The organism is Streptomyces sp. NPDC097107 (genome assembly GCF_044762405.1).
GTDB lineage: Bacteria > Actinomycetota > Actinomycetes > Streptomycetales > Streptomycetaceae > Streptomyces > Streptomyces thinghirensis.
The window spans coordinates 273,834-293,671 of the sequence record NZ_JBIWEF010000010.1 but is presented as its reverse complement, the minus strand read 5'-3'; the positions used below and the strand labels follow the sequence as shown (position 1 = coordinate 293,671).

Sequence of the window (19,838 nt, the reverse complement as noted above, 5' to 3'; positions counted from 1 at the left end):
GGAAGCTATCGGAGCAAGTCACCCGCGCACCAGGGGAGATCGAGGATTGGCTGCCGGGAGCCGGCTCAGCAGAGGATCCAGCCGGAGCTGACCGAGCCCCGGGACACCTTGCCCTTCACCCACACGCAGCGCTTCCCGGCGTGCACGGTCACCGGCCCCGCCCGGTAGGCGTACCGCCCGGAGTCCACGACCGGCCGGCCGCCGCGCGCCTGCACGCTGACCGACATCTGCCGCTTGGTGCCGGGCTTCTCGGGGACGGTGACGGCACAGACGTAGCCGCCGCGTTTGTAGACCAGGACGGACCCGGTGGAGAACGGCAGCGTACGGACCTTGCGGCCCGGGCACGCCGCGGCGGCCTGCGCGTCCTGCGGCACCGCGACGGCGAGCAGCCCGGCCGCCGTCAGCACGGCCGTGCCGAGCGCCAGCCGCCGGCGTGTTCCAGCACCACCCTTGCCCACAGCGGTCCCCTCCCTCTCCGCCTCCGCCGTACGGCGGCACCGGCGTACGGCTGTACGGACGTACGGCTGTACGGACGCACCACGTGTGTCGAATGGTTGCGCGAGTGTCACCGCAGCGCGCCGACCGGCTCCTCCGGTTCGGCGGCCCCGACGAAGCTCCGCCACAGTCGCGCGTACCGTCCGTCGAGCGCCAGCAGCTCGTCGTGCGTACCGTCCTCGGCGACCCGCCCGTCGTCCATGACGACGACGCGGTCCGCGCGGGCGGCCGTGGTCAGCCGGTGCGCGACGACCAGCGTCGTACGCCGGCCCGCGACGCGGTCGGTGGCCTGGTTGACCTGTGCCTCGGTGGCCAGGTCCAGGGCCGCCGTCGCCTCGTCGAGGAGCAGTACGTCGGGGTCGACCAGCTCGGCGCGGGCCAGCGCGATCAGCTGCCGCTGACCGGCGGAGAGGTTGCGGCCCCGCTCGGCGACCTCGTGGAGGTAACCGCCCTCCAGCGTGGCGATCATCTCGTGGGCGCCGACCGCCCGCGCCGCCGCCTCCACCTGGGCGTCGGAGGCGTCCGGGCGGCCGTAGGCGATGGCGTCCCGGACGGTTCCCGGGAAGAGGTACGCCTCCTGCGGGACCACGCCCAGCCGGTGCCGGTAGGCGGTGAGGTCGAGGGCGCGCAGGTCCTGCCCGTCGACGGTCACCCGCCCGCCCGTCGGGTCGTAGAACCGGGCCACCAGCTTGACCAGCGTCGACTTGCCCGCGCCGGTCTCACCGACGAAGGCGACGGTCTGCCCGGCGGGGATGCGCAGGTCGATGCCGGTGAGGGCCTCTTCGTCGTCCCCGTACTTGAAGTGCACGTCCTCGAAGGCGATCTCCCCGCGCAGGGACGCCACGTCGAGCGGCTTCTCGGGGGCCTTGGTCGAGGTCGGCTCCCGCAGCAGCTCCTGGATGCGGCCGAGGGAGACGGACGCCTGCTGGTAGCCGTCGAAGACCTGGGAGAGCTGCTGGACGGGCGCGAAGAACAGGTCGATGTAGAGCAGGTACGCCACCAGCGCGCCGGTCGTCAGCGTCGCCTCGTCGATCCGCCCGCCACCGACGATCAGCACGGCCGCGGCCGCGCCGGAGGCCAGCAGCTGCACGAACGGGAAGTAGATCGAGATGAGCCACTGCCCCCGGATGCGGGCCTGCCGGTAGCTGTCGCTGCGCTCGGCGAACCGCCGCCCGCCGTCGTGCTCACGCCGGAAGGCCTGCACGATCCGCAGCCCGGCCACCGACTCCTGGAGGTCGGCGTTGACCGAGGAGACCCGCTCCCGGGCCAGCTCGTACGCCTTCACGCTGGCCCTGCGGAAGAAGTAGGTGGCGATGATCAGCGGCGGCAGCGTCGCGAAGACGACCAGCGCGAGCTGCACGTCGATCACCAGCAGGGCGACCAGGATGCCGAAGAAGGTGACGACCGAGACGAAGGCGGTGACGAGCCCCGTCTGCAGGAACGTCGACAGCGCGTCCACGTCCGTCGTCATCCGCGTCATGATCCGGCCGGTCAGCTCGCGCTCGTAGTAGTCGAGGCCGAGGCGCTGGAGCTGCGCGAAGATCTTCAGCCGGAGCGAGTACAGGATCCGCTCCCCCGTCCGGCCGGTCATGCGGATCTCACCGGTCTGCGCCGTCCACTGGGCGAGCACCGCCAGCAGGCCCAGCAGGGCGGCCGCCCAGACCGCGCCGAGGGCGGCCTGCGTGACGCCGTCGTCGATGCCGTGCCGGATCAGCACCGGCAGCAGCAGGCCCATGCCGGCGTCCGCGGCGACCAGGGCGAGGCTGATCAGCAGCGGCGCGCGGAAGCCCCGCAGCAGGCGGCGCAGGCCGTACGACTCCTCCGGCTCCACGGCCCGCGCCTCGTCCACGTCCGGGGTCCCGTCGGCCGGGGGCAGCGCGTCGACCTGGGCGAGCAGCTCCGGGGTGGCCGGGGTGCCGGCGAGGGCGGCGTCCTTCGGCGCGCGGTCGCCGGTCCACAGCCGTGGCGTGACCCCGCGCTCGGCATCGAACTCGGCGTCCAGCTCGTCCCGTACGGAGGTGTCCTCGGCGGGTGCGGCGGGACGGGCGTGTCCCGGTGACACCCCGCCCAGCTCGTCGGGGTCGGTCAGCAGGCGCCGGTAGAGGGCCGAACGCTCCTGGAGCTCCTCGTGGGTGCCGAGGTCGGCGAGGCGGCCGCGGTCCAGGACGGCGATGCGGTCGGCGAGGCCGAGGGTGGAACGGCGGTGCGCGATGAGGAGCGTGGTGCGGCCCCGCATGACCTCCTTCAGCGCCTCGTGGATCTCGTGCTCGACGCGGGCGTCCACGGCGGACGTGGCGTCGTCGAGGACCAGCAGCCGGGGGTCGGTGAGGATCGCGCGGGCGAGGGCCACCCGCTGGCGCTGGCCGCCGGAGAGAGTCAGACCGTGCTCGCCGACTGTGGTGTCGTAGCCGTCGGGCAGCTCCGAGATGAACCCGTGCGCCTGCGCGGCCCGCGCGGCGGTCTCGATCTCCTCGCCGGTGGCGTCCGGGCGGCCGTACGCGATGTTGGCGCGCACGGTGTCCGAGAAGAGGAAGGAGTCCTCGGGTACGAGCCCGATGGCGGCCCGCAGCGAGTCGAGGGTCAGCTCGCGCACGTCGTGGCCGCCGATGAGGACGGCGCCGCGCGTCACGTCGTAGAAGCGCGGCAGGAGCAGGGAGACCGTGGACTTCCCGGAGCCGGAGGAACCGACCACGGCGAGGGTCTCGCCCGCGCGGATCTCGAAGGAGAGACCGTCGAGGACGGGCCTGCTCTTCCCGGACTCCGAGGCGTAGCCGAAGGCGACGTCGTCGAACTCGACGGTCGCGGGCGCGTCCGCGGGCAGCTCCCTCGTGCCGTCCTTGATCGCGGGTTCGGTGTCGATCAGCTCAAGCACGCGCTCGGTGCCGGCGCGGGCCTGCTGGCCGACGGTGAGGACCATCGCGAGCATCCGGACCGGGCCGACGAGCTGGGCGAGGTAGGTGGAGAAGGCGACGAAGGTGCCGAGGGTGATGTTGCCGCGTACGGCGAGCCAGCCGCCGAGGGCGAGCATGGCGACCTGGCCGAGGGCGGGGACGGCCTGGAGGGCGGGGGTGTAGGTGGCGTTCAGCCGGACCGTCCGCAGCCGCCCGGCGAAGAGCCTGCGCCCGACCTCCCTGAGCTTCCCGGTCTCCTGGTCCTCCTGGCCGAAGCCCTTCACCACGCGTACACCGCTCACCGACCCGTCGACCACGCCGGCGACGGCGGCGGCCTGGGCCTGGGCGTACCAGGTGGCGGGGTGCAGACGGGTGCGGCTGCGGCGGGCGATGAACCACAGCGCGGGGGCGACGGCGAGTGCGACCAGCGTGAGCGGCGGGGAGAGCCACGCCATGATCACCAGGGAGATCAGGAAGAGCAGGACGTTCCCGATGGTCATCGGGAGCATGAACAGCAGGCTCTGGATCAGCTGGAGGTCACTGGTCGCCCGCCCTACGACCTGCCCCGTGGACAGCTCGTCCTGCCGGCGCCCGTCGAGCCGGGTGATCGTCCCGTACATGTCGGTGCGCAGGTCGTGCTGGACGTCGAGGGCGAGCCGGCCGCCGTAGTAGCGGCGGATGTAGGTGAGGACGTAGACGACGGCGGCGGCGCCGATCAGCAGACCTGCCCAGACGGCCATGTCTTTGGTCTTGTCGCCGATCACGTCGTCGATGATCACCTTGGTGATCAGCGGGACCAGGGCCATGACGGCCATGCCGCCCAGCGAGGCGCCGAGGGCGAGGACGACGTCCTTGGGATAGCGCCAGGCGTAGCCCGCCAGTCGTCGTGCCCATCCCCGTTGCGCGTCCACGCCGTGCCCTCCGGTCGGTCGTCCTGCTCACCTGATCTACCGGAAGGCACCAACACGGGCGAGCGGGGATTTCATCCCGCCGCAACGATTCAGGCCCGGACCCGGAGCCGGAGGAAGCGGGTCGTCTGCACGGCGTTCTGGTTGTCGTCACTGACGAGGAGGACGTCCAGGCGGCCCTTGCTCCGGCCGGTGACGGTCAGCCCCTCGAAGTTGTCGAGGAGCGGATTGGGCTGCGGCTGCTTGGCGGTGGCGCCGAGGGAGGGGCAGTCGGCCAGGTCGGCGAGGAGGGTCTTGCCGAGCGCGGTGCCGCCGCGGGGCCGGTCGGTCAGGTACAGGCGGACCGTGTTGCCGACGCCGGAGGTGAAGCCGCGTTCCAGGACGAGCAGGCGGCCGGAGGGGGCCCCGGTGACCTCGGAGACTCCGAGGCCACCGTCCGTCCGGTACGTGAACTGGGTGCCGAGCCCGAAGCCGCCGTGCCCGGTCCGCCGCCAGCTCTGGAAGCGCACGAGGTCGGCGGGGTCGCCGGCGAGCGGGTACTCCATGGACGCGATCAGGGTCCGGCCGCCGGGCAGGAGGGTCAGCCCCTCGAAGCTGCCGTTGGCCCGGGCGCGGCCCTCCGGGGCGGTGCGCAGGGCGTCCGGCACGGGCAGACGGCCGAGGATCTCGCCGGTACGGGAGTAGCGGCGGACGGACGGCTCGGTCTCGGAGGAGACGAGGTAGGTGCCGTCCCGGTCGGCGACCAGTCCCTCGGCGTCGAGGGCGGCGCCGTTCTCGTCGGCGAGCGGGATCACGTCCCGTGGCTGGAGGGAGCGGGCGTCCAGCCGGAAGAGGGCGGACCGGTCGGAGAGGGCGGCGACCGTGCCCCGACCGTCGCGGGCGAGTGCGGAGAGGTTGCCGACGTAGGCGCCGTCGTGGGTGGTCTTGTCGAGGGCGTCGGAGTAGCCGGTGAGGGAGACGGCGGGCGAGCAGGCGTTCCGCTGCGGACGTTCCTGTGCGACGGCCGGTCCGGCGGCGATGAGACAGCCGGCGGCCGCGAGGCTCGCGGTGAGGGTGGCGAGGGAGGTGCGGAGCATTCTCGGGCGCATGGCCGAAACCCTAGGCCGGAGGAATGGCCAAGAGTTGACCGCTTTCCGAAGGACAGGGTTCGGCGCGGTACCGGTGGCAAGTAATGAGCCATGCCAGACCAGAACGAGAGCGGCCACAAACTGGCCGGTCGGCTGTACGCGACGATGCGGGTACTGAAGTTCCTCACCAAGCCCTCCGGGGCCAAGCCGGTCGCCGATGAGGAACTCAAAGGCCAGGACAGTCCGAGCGAACGCGTCCGGGCCCTGGAGCTGGACCTCTTCAAGGACCTGGTGGCCGCCGTCCAGAAGGGCCGGCACGCGAGGGCGGCGGGCGCAGTGTTCCGCGCGATACCCGCCCTGGTGCCCAGGCAGAGCGCCGCCTTCGAGAAGAACCTCGGCGTGCACGGACTGGCCGAATTCAACGCCGGCTATCGCGCTCAGCTCGCCGACTTCAAGGAGGCCTTTCCCGAACTGGTCGAGTGACGGCTCGCGGCTCGCCTTCAGCGCAACCGCATGCCCCGGCTCTCCGCGACGCGGTGCACCTCGGTGAGCGCCTCGCGCATGCGGTGCAGCATGAAGCGGAGCTGTTCGGGCGTCGCCCGAGCGTCCGCGAGCAGGGCGGCGGCGTGTTCCATCAGGTCCTCCGCCATGTCGAGGTGGGTGGTCTCGACGATGTCGGCGATCCGGGACAGCGGGCCGTCGCCGTCGGTCAGCAGGTAGCAGGGTTTGCCCTCGGAGCCGGTCCAGGGCAGCAGCCGGGCCGGGCGCGCGCCGGGCCTCACCGTGCCACCTCCACGTCGTGCAGCACCCGGAGCCCGAGGTCGATGCCGTGCACCGCGAACCGGAGCGCGCGGCGCCGGGCCTGGCGGCGTCGGGCCTCCTCCCGCCGTTCGTGGGCGAGCAGGTAGGGGCGTACGAGCACGTTGTCCTCTCCGCGCAGGGCCGGCATGCCGGTGCGGCGGACGGTCATGTCCGGGGCGTAGGGGGATTCGGTGGGTTCCGTCGCGGGAGGACGTCGGCGGCGGCGCCCTGAGCCGGGTAGCAGGAGGGCGAGCAGCGATAGCAGGGGCAGCCCGGCGAGGCGGGCGATACGGTGACGCATGTCGTCGGCTCCGTGGAGATCGGTGACCACGCCCCCGGACCGGTGCGACGGTCGCGGGGGTCTCGCTTTCCGTAGCGATGCGCGTACAGAGTGAAACAGGCGGAGCTAGGCTCGCCAGGGGTGCGGATGTGACGGCGCCTTTGTCACACGGGAGTCGAACGGATGAGCAACATCTACGGCGACTGGCTCAAGCAGCAGCGCGAAGCGGCCGACCTGACGCAGCAGCGGCTGGCCGACATGGCCATCATGACGCGGTCGCACATCGCGCACATCGAGGCGGGGCGCCGGGTGCCGTCGAAGGAGGACGCGCGACGGTTGGATCGCGCCCTGAACACGGGGAATGTGCTGAGCAGCTTCCTTCCGGAGGAGGACGCGGCGGTCGCGGACTACTTCGAGGCGGCGCGGCAGCTGGAGTCGCAGGCGGTGATGATTCGTGAGTTCGCGCTGTCCTTCGTGCCGGGCATTCTTCAGACGGAGGGGTACGCACGTGCGGTTCTGAGTACGACGTTCCCTCGCATCAGTGAGGAGGAATGTGACAGGCGCCTTGTCACACGCCTGGAGCGCGCGAAGGTTCTGGACGATCCCGTCACGCCCGTAGTGTGGGTGCTGCTCGACGAAGCAGTGCTCCATCGCCGGATCGGCGGGCGGCGCGTCATGGCAGGGCAGCTGAGGCATCTCGCGAGCCTCGCCCAAGGCGGCCGGATCCAAGTGCACGTGCTGCCGTTCGCGCTGGGAACCCACCCTCTTCTGAGCAACATGCTCACCCTGATGTGGTTCGAGGACCAGCCGCCCGTGGCGTACGCCGAGGGGCTGCACATGGGCATGCTCCACGACACCCCGTCCGTGGTCCAGGAACTGCAGCATCGCTACGATTTCGCCCTGGGCAACGCCCTGCCACTCGAGGAGACGCTGGCTCTGCTCGAAGCGACAGCAAGGGGCTGTGAAGGCGATGACTGACCGGACCATACGCAACGCCGCGACTCTGAGGGGCTGGCGCAAGTCCTCGCACAGCAATGACCAGGGGGGGAGTTGTTTGGAGGTGGTGGACGGTCATCCTGGTGGGATACCGGTGCGGGATTCGAAGGTCCCCACCGGGCCGGTGCTGCTCCTCTCACCTTCCGGCTGGACGTCGTTCATCACGTCCCTCAAGGAAGACCCCCCTCCCTCCAAAGCGTGAACACTCCGCCCCCGACTGTCCTCCGGTCGCTCATCCGAGTGCCTGGATGACATTCACCCCCCAAGTGCTCACACTTTTTCCCGACCATGGGGCCATGAGCCCCGCCTCCTGGCACCACCGCAACCCCCTCGGCACCGGAAACGTGATCAGCACGGTGCGCACCCTCATGCGCGCCGACGGCCTCAACGTGTCGATGACCGCCATCGCCCGCGCCTCCGGAACGTCGCGCAACTACCTCTACGCAAACTGGAAGACCGCCTCCAGACTCCACTTGCGCGCGCTGCAGACGGAACTCGGCCGTGCCTTCGACGAGGTCGACCGTACCCATCCGAGCGACGGCACCGCCGAGGGAGTCGTGCGGCACCTGACCCAGGTCGTACGCATCGTCCGGCGGCATCCGACGACGGCGGCCATCGCCCGAACCTCGCACACGGCGCTCCCCCGGGCGCACGCCGCGACCGACGGCCCCTTGGTGCAACTGGTCACCGGACGCGTCAGCGACCTGCTGCACCCCCTCGCCCCGCACGGCGGCGTGTGGAGCGATGCCGCCCTCTTCTCCAGGCCCTGGAAGGTCCTGTGGATCGCCCGTCCCGCCGCTCTCTGTCCCGAGGCCGTCGGTGACCAGGAGCGGGAGGACACCTTGGACGGGGCCTTCGCCGAGTTGCTGCGCGATCTGCTCGCCCCTTGGACCCCGGCGGACTGAGCACCGCCCGGGATTCACAGCTCGCCCCAAGTCGGAGCACAGCCCCCGCCCAACGCCGACAGACACGGTGGCGTGGTGACATCTGCCACCGCTCCCCTGCAAGCGGCCCCCGAGCCGCCGCCCGCGCCGGCCCCCGCACCCGGCACCCCACGCTGGTCTCTGCCTGCGCTGCTCGCGATCCTCGCCCTGGCGGCGGGGCTGTACTCCTGGAACCTGTCCGGGACCGGCCTCAACAGCTTCTACAGCGCCGCCGTGCTCAGCGGCACCGAGAGCTGGAAGGCGTGGTTCTTCGGCTCGCTCGACGCGGGGAACTTCCTGACCGTCGACAAGCCGCCCTTCGCCCTGATGGTCATGGGGCTGTCCTGCCGCCTCCTCGGCTACGGCACCTGGCAGATGATGCTGCCGCTGATCCTGGCCGCGCTGGCGACGATCTGGATCCTGCACTCGTCCGTCAAGCGGGTGTGGGGCCACGGCGCGGCGGCGGTCGCCGCCCTGGTGCTGGCGCTCACGCCGATCACGGTCGCCATCAACCGGGACAACAACCCGGACACGCTCCTGGTGTTCCTGATGGTGGGCGGGGCGGCCCTCGGCCTGCGCGCGGTCCGCGACGGGCGGCTGCCGCCCTTGATCGGCTCGGCGGTCTGCTTCGGGCTGGCGTTCAACACGAAGATGCTGCAGGGCTACATCGCCTTGCCGGCGGTCTTCGTCGTGTACGCGTACGCGACGAATTCGGGTTGGGCGAAGCGGATCGGGAACCTGCTGCTCGCCGCCGTCGCCCTGGTGGTCTCCAGCTTCTGGTGGGCGGCCGCGGTGTCCTTGGTCCCCGCGTCCGAGCGGCCGTACATCGGCGGTTCGACGGACGGCACGGCCTGGGACCTGATCATGGGCTACAACGGGCTCGGCCGGATCTTCGGTGGCGACGGCAACATGGGCGGCGGAGGTGGTAGTGGCGGCGGCGGCGGGGGAGGCTTCTCCGGCGCCGCGGGCATCGGGCGGATGTTCAACGACGTTCTCGGCGGCCAGATCTCCTGGCTGCTCCCCTTCGCGGGCGTCGTGCTGGTCGGCGGCCTGGTGCTGTGCGGCCGGGCACCCCGCACCGACCTCACGCGTGCCGCGCTGGTGCTGTGGGGCGGCTGGACGGTACTGCACTGTCTGACGTTCTCGATGGCCGAGGGCACGATGCACCCGTACTACACGACCGCGCTGGCCCCGGGCATCGCGGCGCTGTGCGGAGGCGGTGGGGTCATGCTGCTGCACGCCTTCCGGGCCGACCGGCGCTGGGTGTGGGTGCTGCCGTTCGCCCTCGGTGTCACCGGCGTCTGGGCGATCGTGCTGCTGCGTCGAGCCCCGGGCTGGAACACCTGGCTGTGGCCGACCATCGCGGTGGTCATGGCGCTGGCGATCACGGGCTTGCTCGTCTTCCGTTCGGGGCGCCGGGTGAGGCTGCTGGCGGTGTCCGTGGCGGCGGCCGTCGTCGCCGGGGTCGCGGGTCCGGCGGCGTACGCCTGGTCGGTGCCGTCCGGTTCGGGCGGCGGCATGGGCGGGACCAACCCGACCGCCGGGCCGTCGACGGGCGGCGGCATGGGCAGGCCTGGCGGCGCAGACGGCCGGGGCGGGTTCCCGGACGGCGGGGAGAGCGGGCCCGGTACCGCAGGGCCCGGCGGCGAACAGCCCACTGGGGAGGAGACCGGCGGGCAGCAGCAGGCCGGCCCCGGCGGAGGCTCCCTCCCGGGCGAAGGGGAGGAGAACCAGACTCCGGGCGGTGCGACCGGCGGGCCCGGTACCGCAAGGCCCGGCGGTGAACAGCCCACTGGGGAGGAGACCGGCGGGCAGCAGCAAGCCGGCCCCGGCGGGGGCTCGTTCCCGGACGACGGGGAGGAGAACCAGACTCCGGGCGGTGCGACCGGCTCGGCACAGAACGGCACACCGCCGGGGAACGACACCGCAGCGAACGGTGACACGGGAGCGACCGACGGCACGGGCACGGCACCGGACGATGACACCGGAACCGAGACGGGCGACGGCACGGGCCGGGACGCGGGAGTGTCCGGAGGCATCGGCGCGGAGGGGCAGCCGGGCAGCGCGGACCGCTTCGGCGGAGGCGGCGGCATGGGCGGCGCGAGCGCCGAGCTGGTCGCCTACCTGAAGAAGCACCAGGACGGCGCCAAGTGGCTGCTGGCGGTCTCCGGTTCGCAGAGCGCCGCACAGCTCATCCTCAGCAGTGGCGAACCGGTCATCTCCATGTGGGGCTGGTCGGGCAGCGACAACGCGATGACCCTCGCCCGGCTCAAGGAGCTGGTGACGAAGGGCGAGTTGCACTACGTCCAGGTCGGAGGGGGCATGGGCGGCGGTTCCGGGACCAGTTCCGAGGTGACCCGGTGGGTGCGGGAGCACGGCACGGCCGTGGAGGCGAGCGAGTACGGCGCCTCCTCCACCTCGGAGTCCTCCACGGGCCTCTACCGGCTGGACCCCTCGGACGTCACCTGACACGCCCCCAGTGACACGACGGCCCCCGACCACCCCGGTCGGGGGCCGTCGTCACGCGATCGCCACCCTCCGTACACCCCACCTCCTACATGTCCATGTCACGCTCGAACCACCGTTCCACTCCACACGCGTAGATCGGACACCCCACATGCTCGCGATACGCACCCGGCGCCGGAAAGCGGTGGCCCTCGCCACGGCCGCCGTCCTCGCCGCCCTCGCCGCCCCCTCGCTGTCCGCGACCCCGGCCACGGCGACGACCACGGCGGCACCGGCCACGGCATCGGACTACGACTCGACGTACTACAAGGACGCGGTCGGGAAGACGGGCGACAGCCTCAAGTCCTCCCTGCACACCATCATCAGCGACCAGACCAAGCTCTCCTACTCGGCGGTCTGGGACGCCCTGAAGGTCACCGACCAGGACCCGGCCGACAGCGGCAACGTCATCCTGCTCTACTCGGGCATCTCCCGCAGCAAGTCGCTGAACGGCGGGGACACCGGCGACTGGAACCGCGAGCACGTGTGGGCCAAGTCCCACGGCGGCTTCGGCACCTCGACCGGGCCCGGCACGGACATCCACCACCTGCGTCCCGAGGACGTGCGGGTCAACAGCGTCCGGGGCAACAAGGACTTCGACAACGGCGGCAGCGGCTTCACCGACAACGGCGGCAGCCTCACCGACTCCGACTCCTTCGAGCCCCGCGACGCCGTCAAGGGCGACGTGGCCCGCATGATCTTCTACATGGCGGTCCGCTACGAGGGCGGCGACGGCTGGGCCGACCTCGAGGTCAACGGCAGCGTCGACAACGGCAGCAGCCCGTACATCGGCAAGCTCGACGTACTGAAGCAGTGGAACGACGAGGACCCGCCGGACGCCTTCGAGGAGCGGCGCAACCAGGTCATTTACGACTCCTACCAGCACAACCGCAACCCGTTCGTCGACCACCCGGAGTGGGCCGAGTCGATCTGGTAGGTCCTGCCGCCCTCAGTCCAGGTGCGTCGGCGCGAACATGCGCAGTACGGCGGGGAGGACGACCACCGAGGGCCCCGGCGCGGCCAGGGCCTTCGCGAGGTCGGCCTCCAGCGCCTCCGGCGACGTACGCACGCCCGGGACGCCGAACGACTCGGCGAGGGCCACGTAGTCGGGGCGGGTCAGTTCCGTCGCGGTCGGCTGCCCGAAGGCGTCGGTCATGTACTCGCGCAGGATGCCGTAGCCGCCGTCGTCGACGATCAGCCAGGTGACGTTCAGGTCGTACTGGCGGGCGGTGGCGAGTTCGGCGATGGAGTACAGGGCGCCGCCGTCGCCGGAGACCGCCAGCACCGGGTGGGTGGGGTCGGCCGCCGCTGCTCCGAGGGCCGCCGGGAAGCCGTAGCCGAGGCCGCCCGCGCCCTGGGCGGAGTGCATGGTGTTGGGGGCCTTGGCGTCGAAGGCCGACCACGCCCAGTAGGCGAGGATGGTCATGTCCCAGAAGGACGGGGCGCCGGCCGGGAGGGCCCTGCGGACGGCCGCCAGTACGTCCTGCTCCAGGGTGAGTTCCTGGGACGCGATGCGCTCGTGGACCTTGGCCAGCACGGCCCGTACGCGTTCCGGGGCGGCGGGGTCGGTGCGTTCGTCCACCGTCTCCAGCAGGGCCTGGACGGCGAGGCGGGCGTCGGCGTGGATGCCGAGCGCCGGGTGGTTGGATTCGAGTTTGCCGAGGTCGGCCTCGATCTGGACGACTCGGCCGCGCGGCTTGAACGTGTGGTAGTTCGAGGAGAGTTCGCCGAGGCCGGAGCCGACGACCAGGAGTACGTCGGCGTCCTCCAGGAAGTCCGTCGTGTGCCGGTCCTCCAGCCAGGACTGGAGGGACAGGGGGTGCGTCCACGGGAACGCGCCCTTGCCGCCGAAGGTCGTGACGACCGGGGCCTGGAGCCGCTCCGCCAGTTGCCGCAGCTTCTTCGACGCGTCCGCCCGCACGACGCCCCCGCCCGCGATGACGGCGGGGCGCTCGGCACGGGAGAGCAGATCGGCCGCGAGCGCCGTCAGTTCGGGGCGCGGGGGCAGTTCCTCGGGGAAGGCGTCACCGCCCGTCACCACCGGGATCGGCGTCTCGGACAGGAGGACGTCCTGGGGGATCTCCACCCAGACCGGTCCGTGCGGGGCGGTCAGCGCCGACGTCCACGCCTCCGCGATCGCGGACGGGATCTGGGACTGGGTGCGGACCGTGTGGACGGACTTCACCACGCCCCGGAACGACGCCGCCTGGTCGGGGAGTTCGTGCAGGTAGCCGTGGCGTCCGCCGCCAAGGCCCGCCGTCGGGACCTGGCTGCTGATCGCCAGCACGGGGGCGGAGGCCGCCCGTGCCTCCTGGAGCGCGGCGAGGGAGGTGAGGGCTCCCGGGCCGGTGGACAGGAGCAGCGGGGCCGCCTCGCCCGTGATCCGGCCGTACGCGTCCGCCGCGAAACCGGCGTTGTTCTCCACCCGCAGGCCGATGTAGCGCAGGTCCGAGCGGCGCAGCGCGTCGAACATGCCGAGGGCGTGCTGGCCGGGCAGGCCGAAGACGGTCATCGCGCCGAGCCCGGCCAGGGTCTCCACGACCAGGTCTCCGCCGTTGCGGCCGGGGGGAGGGTTGAGTGCGGCCTCCGTCTGGGCGGCGGTCGGACGGAGTACCAGGTCGTGGTCGTGGGTCACTTGGTCTCGGTCTCCCGGTCCGTCGCGCGCGCCTGGGCGATCTGGCGGCTCATGATGGTGGTCAGTTCGTACGCGGTGTGGGACGCCGCGACCGAGGTGATCTCCGCGTGGTCGTACGCGGGGGCCACCTCGACGACGTCGGCCGACACCAGGTTGCAGGATGCCAGGCCGCGCAGGATCTCCAGCAGTTCGCGGGAGGTCATGCCGCCGGCCTCGGGGGTGCCGGTGCCGGGGGCGTGGGCGGGGTCCAGGCAGTCGATGTCGATGGAGATGTAGAGGGGGCGGTCGCCGATGCGCTGGCGGAGCTGGTCGGCGACCTCGTCGGCGCCACGTCGGTAGACGTCGGCGGAGGTGACGATGCCGAAGCCCATCTTCTCGTCGTCGGTGAGGTCCTGCTTGCCGTAGAGGGGGCCGCGGGTGCCGACGTGGGAGAGGGCGGAGGTGTCGAGGATTCCCTCCTCGACCGCGCGGCGGAACGGGGTGCCGTGCGTGTACTCGGCGCCGAAGTAGGTGTCCCAGGTGTCGAGGTGGGCGTCGAAGTGGAGCAGGGCGACCGGGCCGTGCTTCCTGGCGACCGAGCGGAGCAGCGGGAGGGCGATGGTGTGGTCGCCGCCCAGGGTCATCAGCCGGGCGCCGGTGCCGAGGAGGTCGTCGGCGGCGGCCTCGACGGTCTCGACGGCCTCGTTGATGTTGAAGGGGTTGACCGCTATGTCACCGCCGTCGGCGACCTGGGCGAGGGCGAAGGGGGAGGCGTCCTGGGCCGGGTTGTAGGGGCGCAGCAGGCGGGAGGCCTCGCGGATGGCGTTGCCGCCGAAGCGGGCTCCCGGCCGGTAGGAGACGCCCGAGTCGAACGGCACGCCGACCACGGCGACGTCGGCGGTCCCGACCTCGTCGAGGCGGGGCAGCCGGGCGAAGGTCGCGGGACCCGCGTACCGCGGGACGCGGGAGGAGTCGACGGGGCCGCGGGGCGTCTCGTTGCTGCTCATGTACTGCCTTCCTTCTTACGCTTCGTCGCGTATGTACTACCGCGATCCGACTCTACTGGTGAGTCGGGACCGCCGGTTCGGACTGGGGTTCGGGAGCCCGTCCGGCGAGGCGTTCGCGCCAGGCGGTGAGGATCGCCTCGTCGGTGGGGCGGGTCACCAGGGAGACGGCGACGTAGACGGCGAGGGAGGCCGGCAGGCCGTAGTAGACGGGCTCGTTGGCGAGGATGCCGTAGGCGGCCATCAGGCCGACGACCGCGAGGCCGCCGACCGCTACGGCGGCGAGGGCGCCCTGTGCGGTGCCGCGCTTCCACAGCAGCCCGCCGAGGATGGGGACGAGGAGGCCGCCGACGAGGAGGTTGTAGGCGACGGTGAGGGCCTCGACGACGTCGTTGAGGGCGATGGCGATGAGGATCACCGCGACGCCCATGGCGAGGATGAAGGCGCGGTTGCCCTTCACCTCGTCGTGCTCGCCCTCGCCTTCGCCCGCCGGCTTGCGGATCACGCCGCGCAGCCGGGACCAGATGTCGTTGTTGGCGACGGTGGCGCAGGCGATGAGGGCGCCGGAGGACGTGGACATCACGGCGGCCAGGGCGGCGGCCAGCACGAGTCCGCGTACACCCATCGGCAGTTCGTCCTTGACGATGGTGGCGAAGGCGTCGTCGGGGCTGCCGAGCTTGGGGTAGAGCACCTTGGCGGCGGTGCCGATGACGGCACCGGCGACGGCGTAGACGAGGCAGTAGGTACCGGCGATGGTGCCGCCCCACTTGGCGGTGCGGTCGCTGCCCGCGGTGAAGACGCGCTGCCAGATGTCCTGACCGATGAGCATGCCGAAGGTGTAGATCAGCACGTACGTGAAGATGGTCTCGCCGCCGACGCCCAGCGGGTCGAAGTACGAGGTCGGCAGCTGCGCCTTCATCTCGCTGAAGCCGCCGGCCTTGACGACCGCGATGGGCAGCAGCAGGAGCAGTACGCCGATGGTCTTCACCACGAACTGCACCATGTCGGTGAGCGTGATGGACCACATGCCGCCGAGCGTGGAGTACGCGACGACGATCGAGCCGCCGAGGATGATCGCCAGGGTGCGGTTCACGTCGAAGAGGACGTCGAAGATCGTGGCGTAGGCGATGGTGGAGGTGACGGCCAGCATCAGGGTGTACGCCCACATGACGACGCCGGAGATGACGCCGGCCCTGCCGCCGTAGCGGAGGTCGAGCATCTCGGAGACGGTGTAGACCTTCAGGCGGGCGATGCGCGCGGAGAAGAAGACGGACAGCGCGAGCAGGCCGAGGCCGATGGTGACGACCATCCAGGCGCCGGACAGTCCGTACTGGTAGCCGAGGCCGACGCCGCCGATGGTGGACGCGCCGCCGAGCACGATCGCCGCCATGGTGCCGGAGTACATCGCGGGGCCGAGACGGCGTCCGGCGACGAGGAACTCGCTCTTGGACTTGGCGCGGCGCATGCCCCACCAGCCCATGGCCAGCATCCCGGCGAGATAGACGACGATCACTACGTAGTCGACGGCCATGGGGGCCTCCTTCGCCTGTGTCGGTGGCGTGTCGTGCGGTGGGGAGTTGTCCGGTGGCTGGTCGCGGGGACATCCGCCCGTACCCGCGGCCGCCGGTCGAGGTTGACACTAGGTGGCTGAAAAGCGGCTGCGAAGTGTACGTTTCATCCAGTCGGCAGCACTTGGATGGAGGAAACGTCCATCATGCAGGAATCGGCCGTTCCGCCCACGCCTCCCACTCCCCCGGTGTCCCTCGCGGCCCTGCTGTCCCGCGATGACCTGGCGCTGCGGCAGCTCGCGGGGCCCCCGGCGGCGGAGGTGACGGTCCACTGGGCGCACACCTCGGAGATGTCCGACCCCTTCCCGTACCTGCTGGGCGGCGAGCTGCTGCTGACGGCGGGCGTGCACATTCCGGAGGGGGCGGAGTCGGGGACGTACTTCGACGACTACGTCTCGCGGATCGTGGCGGCCGGCGGTGCCGCGCTCGGCTTCGGGGTGGCGCCGGTGCACGACACCGTGCCGGGGGCGCTGGTCGCGGCCTGCGAGGCGTACGGGCTGCCGTTGGTGGAGGTGCCGCCGAGGACGACGTTCTCGGGTGTGGCCCGCGCGGTGTGGCAGCTGATGGCGCGGGCCCGGCTCGCCGAGCTGCGCCGGGTCTCCGAGGCCCAGCAGGGTCTGGCAGCCGCGGCCTCCCGTCCGGATCCGGTGCCGTCGGTACTGCGCCGGCTGGCGACCCGGCTGGACGGGCGGGCGGTGCTGTACGGGCCGGAGGGTGCGGAGATCGCGGCGGCGGGGCGGGAGCCCGGGGGCGAGGTGGGTCGGGCGCTGGCGGAGCTGGCCCGGTACGTCACCGGCCACGCCTCCAGCACCGCCACGGACACGGTCGCCGGCACCCGTCTCGCCGCGTACGCCCTCGGCACCGGGCAGGGCTTCGTCCTCGGGGTGGCGGGCCCGCACCGGGAGTCCGGGGACCACACCATCGCGTCGGTCGCCGCCGTCCTGCTCTCCCTCCTCACCGGCGAGCACCAGAGCGGCACGGGCGCGGCCCGCTCCTCGGCACTCGTACGGCTGCTGCTGGGCGCCCGCCCCGAGGAGGTCGCGCCGCTGCTGGGCGGAGGGGGCGGCGAGGGCGTCACCCACTGGCACGTCGTGCACGCCCGCCCCGCCACCGGGGCCGCCGACCCGGTCTCCGCCTCCGCGCTGGGCACGGCCCTCGGCTCCCCACTGGTCGACACGGACGGGGACGTCGTACGGGTGCTCGTACCGGCCGCCCGGCACGCCGGCGCGGAAGGCGGACCCGGGACCGGCACGGGCCCCACACCCGCGACCGGCCCGGGAACCAGAACCGGCGCAGGCCCCACACCCGCGACCGGCTCCGGGGCCGGGGGCCCGGCGACCGTTGCCGGTCCGGCCGCTCAGCCCGGCTGGACCCTCGGCGTCAGCGCCCCCGTCGCCCCCGCCGAGTGGCCGGCCGCCGATGCCCAGGCGGCCCGCGCGCTGGCCCGGGCCGGGGCCACCCGGGTGCCGCTGGTCCGGCACGGCGCGCGGCCGGCGCTGGCCGACCTCGTGCCGGACGGCGAGGCCGAGGCGCACGCGCGTGCGCTGCTCGCGCCGGTCGCGGCGGTTCCGGCGCTCACCGAGACGCTGCGCGCCTGGCTCTCCCTGCACGGCAGTTGGGACCGCACCGCCGTCGCCCTGTCCGTGCACCGCAACACCGTCCGGCAGCGCATCGCGCGCTGCGCGGCCCTGCTGGACGCCGACCTCGACGACCCGGACGTACGGATGGAGTTGTGGTTCGCGCTGCGGAGGTGACCCACGTCCCAGCGTGCGATATGCCCGAGACGCCGACTGTCGGCTGCCTCACAATGGAGCCATGCCGATACCCGGGACACCCAGCCGCGCCGAACTCGCCGAACACCTCGTCAGAACCCGTATCGCGGGCGACGTCGCCACGCCCCGCGAGAACAACCTCTCCCACTACCGGAAGCTGGCGAACGGCGACCGCAACTTCTGGCTCGGCCTGGAGCTGGGCGACCGCTGGAGTGACGAGCAGGACGTGCTTGCGGTGATGGCGGAGCGGGTCGGCGTCAACGACGACCCGGAATACCGGTACGGCCAGGACACCATCGACCCCGAGCTGACCGTGGCCGCGCTGGAGCGCATGGCCGGCCGGCTGCGCAAGGCGGCCGACGGCGGGCAGCGCGTGCTGTTCGCGACCGGCCACCCGGGCGGCCTGCTCGACGTGCACCGCGCCACGGCCGACGCGCTGCGCACCGCCGGATGCGAGATCGTCGTGGTCCCGGAGGGGCTGACGACGGAGGAGGGGTACGTCCAGCAGTTCGCGGACGTGGCCGTGCTGGAGCACGGTGCCTCGCTGTGGCACACCCATTCCGGTGAACCGATGAAGGCCATCCTGACCGGTCTGGAGCGCGCGGGCCGTCCACTGCCCGACCTGGTCGTCGCCGACCACGGCTGGGCCGGTTACGCCGCTCAGCACGGCGTCGACTCCCTCGGTTACGCCGACTGCAACGACCCGGCGCTCTTCCTCGCCGAGTCCGAGGGCACCCTCCAGGTCGCGGTGCCGCTGGACGACCACGTGGTCAGCCCGCGCTACTACGACCCGATGACGGCGTACCTGCTGACGGAGGCGGGACTCAAGTAGCCCCGCAGCCCGAGCATGCCCCGCCGGCCCCTCATGGCCAGGGGTTGAGCCCCTCCGAGCGGCGCTGCGCGAACCCGGGCGCCGGGGTCCGGGGTCCGGGTAGGCGGTAGGCGGTAGGCGGTAGGCGGTAGGCCGTAGACCGTAGACCCGGGCGGATGACCGCCAAATCCTCGCGACCGCGCCGCCGACGAAGGTGGCGACGGCGATGCCCGGATCGGCGAGGGCGGCGACGACCACCGTGAAGGTGCTGTCGCCGCCGCCGTTCGTCGCATGCCGCTCGCGCGCGGGTTCGGCCATGCCCCTCAGTGTTCCCGAGGGACGCGCACCACGCCTTCCTGGATGACCGAGATGGCGAGCCGCCCGTCCTCGGTGTAGATCCGGGCCTGGCCGAGGCCGCGGCCGCCGGACGCGGACGGCGACTGCTGGTCGTACAGCAGCCACTCGTCGGCGCGGAAGGGCCGGTGGAACCACATCGCGTGGTCCAGCGAGGCCCCCACGACGTCACCGACGGCCCAGCCGCCGCGGCCGTGCGCGAGCAGGACCGAGTCGAGGAGGGTCATGTCGGAGACGTAGGTGGCGAGGACGACGTGCAGGAGGGGGTCGTCCGAGAGCTTGCCGTTGGTGCGGAACCACACCTGGGAGTGCGGCTCGCGGGGCGTGCCGAAGTCGCCGAAGGGCGGGTCGTCGACGTAGCGGAGGTCGACCGCGGCGCGGGCCTCCACGAAGCGTTCGACGGTGTCGGCGGGCAGGTGCGGATAGCTCCGCAGCCGCTCCTCGCCGGTGGGGAGGGTCGCCGGGTCCGGTGCGGGCGGCATCGGGGCCTGGTGGTCGAGGCCCTCCTCGTACGTCTGGAAGGACGCCGACAGACCGAAGATCGGCTTGCCGTGCTGGACGGCGACCACGCGGCGGGTGGTGAAGGAGCGGCCGTCGCGCAGGCGGTCGACGCTGTAGACGATGGGGGCGCCCGGGTCGCCGGGGCGCAGGAAGTACGCGTGCAGGGAGTGCGCGTGCCGGTCCTCGGGGACCGTGCGGCCGGCGGCGACCAGCGCCTGGGCGGCCACCTGCCCGCCGAAGACCCGGGGGATGACGGCGGAGCGCGAGTGGCCGCGGTAGATGTCCTCCTCGATCCGCTCGAGGTCGAGCAGGTCGAGGAGGGACTGGAGTGCTTCGCTCATGCTCCGT

The 19,838-nt window shown here is 72.2% G+C and carries 17 protein-coding genes; 8 read left to right on the top strand and 9 right to left on the bottom strand.

Translation table 11 applies throughout. The annotated features are described in order from the left end of the window. Window positions 1-65: 65 nt before the first annotated feature. The 3 genes from ACIQ1J_RS24995 to ACIQ1J_RS24985 all read right to left on the bottom strand — a co-directional run bounded on the left by ACIQ1J_RS24995 (window position 66) and on the right by ACIQ1J_RS24985 (window position 5,382). On the bottom strand, window positions 66-458 hold the full coding sequence (locus tag ACIQ1J_RS24995) for a hypothetical protein (RefSeq protein WP_403560167.1): 393 nt from the start codon (window positions 456-458) through the stop codon (window positions 66-68). A 107-nt stretch (window positions 459-565) separates the two neighbouring features. Continuing rightward, complete coding sequence (locus ACIQ1J_RS24990; protein WP_403560165.1) at window positions 566-4,297, bottom strand: ABC transporter ATP-binding protein; 3,732 nt, start codon at window positions 4,295-4,297, stop codon at window positions 566-568. A gap of 89 nt (window positions 4,298-4,386) precedes the next feature. Next, window positions 4,387-5,382: an esterase-like activity of phytase family protein gene (locus ACIQ1J_RS24985; RefSeq protein ID WP_403560163.1), complete on the bottom strand. Its 996-nt coding sequence runs from the start codon at window positions 5,380-5,382 to the stop codon at window positions 4,387-4,389. 90 nt (window positions 5,383-5,472) lie between these two features. Between ACIQ1J_RS24985 and ACIQ1J_RS24980 the strand changes: the two genes are divergently transcribed. Continuing rightward, window positions 5,473-5,844 carry a hypothetical protein gene (locus tag ACIQ1J_RS24980; RefSeq protein ID WP_403560161.1) on the top strand — a complete coding sequence of 124 codons (372 nt, stop codon included), beginning with the start codon at window positions 5,473-5,475 and terminating at the stop codon, window positions 5,842-5,844. A gap of 17 nt (window positions 5,845-5,861) precedes the next feature. Here ACIQ1J_RS24980 and ACIQ1J_RS24975 read toward each other — a convergent pair whose 3' ends face one another. Then, a complete protein-coding gene (locus tag ACIQ1J_RS24975) occupies window positions 5,862-6,143 on the bottom strand; it encodes a hypothetical protein (RefSeq protein WP_403560159.1) in 282 nt (93 codons plus the stop codon). Then, window positions 6,140-6,463: a hypothetical protein gene (locus tag ACIQ1J_RS24970; protein WP_403560157.1), complete on the bottom strand. Its 324-nt coding sequence runs from the start codon at window positions 6,461-6,463 to the stop codon at window positions 6,140-6,142. Before ACIQ1J_RS24970 ends, ACIQ1J_RS24975 begins: the two co-directional genes overlap by 4 nt. A 162-nt stretch (window positions 6,464-6,625) precedes the next feature. Here ACIQ1J_RS24970 and ACIQ1J_RS24965 point away from each other — a divergent pair, with 162 nt between their 5' ends. The 5 genes from ACIQ1J_RS24965 to ACIQ1J_RS24945 all read left to right on the top strand — a co-directional run bounded on the left by ACIQ1J_RS24965 (window position 6,626) and on the right by ACIQ1J_RS24945 (window position 11,803). Continuing rightward, window positions 6,626-7,420, top strand: a complete 795-nt coding sequence (locus tag ACIQ1J_RS24965; RefSeq protein ID WP_403560155.1) for a Scr1 family TA system antitoxin-like transcriptional regulator — start codon at window positions 6,626-6,628, stop codon at window positions 7,418-7,420. Next, window positions 7,413-7,640, top strand: a complete 228-nt coding sequence (locus ACIQ1J_RS24960) for a DUF397 domain-containing protein (protein ID WP_403560153.1) — start codon at window positions 7,413-7,415, stop codon at window positions 7,638-7,640. Before ACIQ1J_RS24965 ends, ACIQ1J_RS24960 begins: the two co-directional genes overlap by 8 nt. A gap of 94 nt (window positions 7,641-7,734) precedes the next feature. Further along, window positions 7,735-8,343 carry a TetR/AcrR family transcriptional regulator gene (locus tag ACIQ1J_RS24955; RefSeq protein WP_403560151.1) on the top strand — a complete coding sequence of 203 codons (609 nt, stop codon included), beginning with the start codon at window positions 7,735-7,737 and terminating at the stop codon, window positions 8,341-8,343. A gap of 75 nt (window positions 8,344-8,418) precedes the next feature. Further along, window positions 8,419-10,830, top strand: a complete 2,412-nt coding sequence (locus tag ACIQ1J_RS24950; RefSeq protein WP_403560149.1) for an ArnT family glycosyltransferase — start codon at window positions 8,419-8,421, stop codon at window positions 10,828-10,830. Between the two features lie 148 nt (window positions 10,831-10,978). Then, complete coding sequence (locus tag ACIQ1J_RS24945; protein WP_403560147.1) at window positions 10,979-11,803, top strand: endonuclease I family protein; 825 nt, start codon at window positions 10,979-10,981, stop codon at window positions 11,801-11,803. Window positions 11,804-11,815: 12 nt separating this feature from the next. On the opposite strand, the gene ACIQ1J_RS24940 is transcribed toward ACIQ1J_RS24945, so the two are convergent. The 3 genes from ACIQ1J_RS24940 to ACIQ1J_RS24930 are packed head-to-tail and all read right to left on the bottom strand — an operon-like array spanning window position 11,816 to window position 16,015. Continuing rightward, window positions 11,816-13,501 (bottom strand): thiamine pyrophosphate-binding protein, encoded by a 1,686-nt coding sequence (locus tag ACIQ1J_RS24940; protein ID WP_403560145.1) that lies wholly within the window; start codon window positions 13,499-13,501, stop codon window positions 11,816-11,818. Next, window positions 13,498-14,487, bottom strand: coding sequence for an agmatinase (gene speB / locus ACIQ1J_RS24935; protein ID WP_403560143.1), 990 nt, complete (start codon window positions 14,485-14,487; stop codon window positions 13,498-13,500). The genes ACIQ1J_RS24940 and speB overlap by 4 nt, the downstream gene beginning before the upstream one ends. Before the next feature lie 52 nt (window positions 14,488-14,539). Continuing rightward, the gene (locus ACIQ1J_RS24930; protein WP_210963459.1) at window positions 14,540-16,015 is read right to left on the bottom strand and encodes a sodium:solute symporter; all 1,476 of its coding nucleotides are present in this window, start codon (window positions 16,013-16,015) and stop codon (window positions 14,540-14,542) included. A gap of 183 nt (window positions 16,016-16,198) precedes the next feature. On the opposite strand from ACIQ1J_RS24930, the gene ACIQ1J_RS24925 reads away from it, so the two are divergent. Both ACIQ1J_RS24925 and ACIQ1J_RS24920 read left to right on the top strand, forming a co-directional pair. After that, the gene (locus ACIQ1J_RS24925) at window positions 16,199-17,806 is read left to right on the top strand and encodes a helix-turn-helix domain-containing protein (protein WP_403560140.1); all 1,608 of its coding nucleotides are present in this window, start codon (window positions 16,199-16,201) and stop codon (window positions 17,804-17,806) included. 61 nt (window positions 17,807-17,867) lie between these two features. Further along, the gene (locus ACIQ1J_RS24920; RefSeq protein WP_403560138.1) at window positions 17,868-18,656 is read left to right on the top strand and encodes a phosphatase; all 789 of its coding nucleotides are present in this window, start codon (window positions 17,868-17,870) and stop codon (window positions 18,654-18,656) included. Between the two features lie 302 nt (window positions 18,657-18,958). On the opposite strand, the gene ACIQ1J_RS24915 is transcribed toward ACIQ1J_RS24920, so the two are convergent. Then, a complete protein-coding gene (locus tag ACIQ1J_RS24915) occupies window positions 18,959-19,831 on the bottom strand; it encodes an acyl-CoA thioesterase (RefSeq protein WP_403560136.1) in 873 nt (290 codons plus the stop codon). Window positions 19,832-19,838: the final 7 nt, after the last annotated feature.

Bases quoted from the DNA above. Each gene is read 5' to 3' on its own strand.
- ACIQ1J_RS24985 (WP_403560163.1), bottom strand. From the start codon at position 5,382: ATGCGCCCGAGAATGCTCCGCACCTCCCTCGCCACCCTCACCGCGAGC.
- ACIQ1J_RS24980 (WP_403560161.1), top strand. From the start codon at position 5,473: ATGCCAGACCAGAACGAGAGCGGCCACAAACTGGCCGGTCGGCTGTAC.
- ACIQ1J_RS24970 (WP_403560157.1), bottom strand. From the start codon at position 6,463: ATGCGTCACCGTATCGCCCGCCTCGCCGGGCTGCCCCTGCTATCGCTG.
- ACIQ1J_RS24965 (WP_403560155.1), top strand. From the start codon at position 6,626: ATGAGCAACATCTACGGCGACTGGCTCAAGCAGCAGCGCGAAGCGGCC.
- ACIQ1J_RS24960 (WP_403560153.1), top strand. From the start codon at position 7,413: ATGACTGACCGGACCATACGCAACGCCGCGACTCTGAGGGGCTGGCGC.
- ACIQ1J_RS24955 (WP_403560151.1), top strand. From the start codon at position 7,735: ATGAGCCCCGCCTCCTGGCACCACCGCAACCCCCTCGGCACCGGAAAC.
- ACIQ1J_RS24945 (WP_403560147.1), top strand. From the start codon at position 10,979: ATGCTCGCGATACGCACCCGGCGCCGGAAAGCGGTGGCCCTCGCCACG.
- speB (WP_403560143.1), bottom strand. From the start codon at position 14,487: ATGAGCAGCAACGAGACGCCCCGCGGCCCCGTCGACTCCTCCCGCGTC.
- ACIQ1J_RS24930 (WP_210963459.1), bottom strand. From the start codon at position 16,015: ATGGCCGTCGACTACGTAGTGATCGTCGTCTATCTCGCCGGGATGCTG.
- ACIQ1J_RS24925 (WP_403560140.1), top strand. From the start codon at position 16,199: ATGCAGGAATCGGCCGTTCCGCCCACGCCTCCCACTCCCCCGGTGTCC.
- ACIQ1J_RS24920 (WP_403560138.1), top strand. From the start codon at position 17,868: ATGCCGATACCCGGGACACCCAGCCGCGCCGAACTCGCCGAACACCTC.
- ACIQ1J_RS24915 (WP_403560136.1), bottom strand. From the start codon at position 19,831: ATGAGCGAAGCACTCCAGTCCCTCCTCGACCTGCTCGACCTCGAGCGG.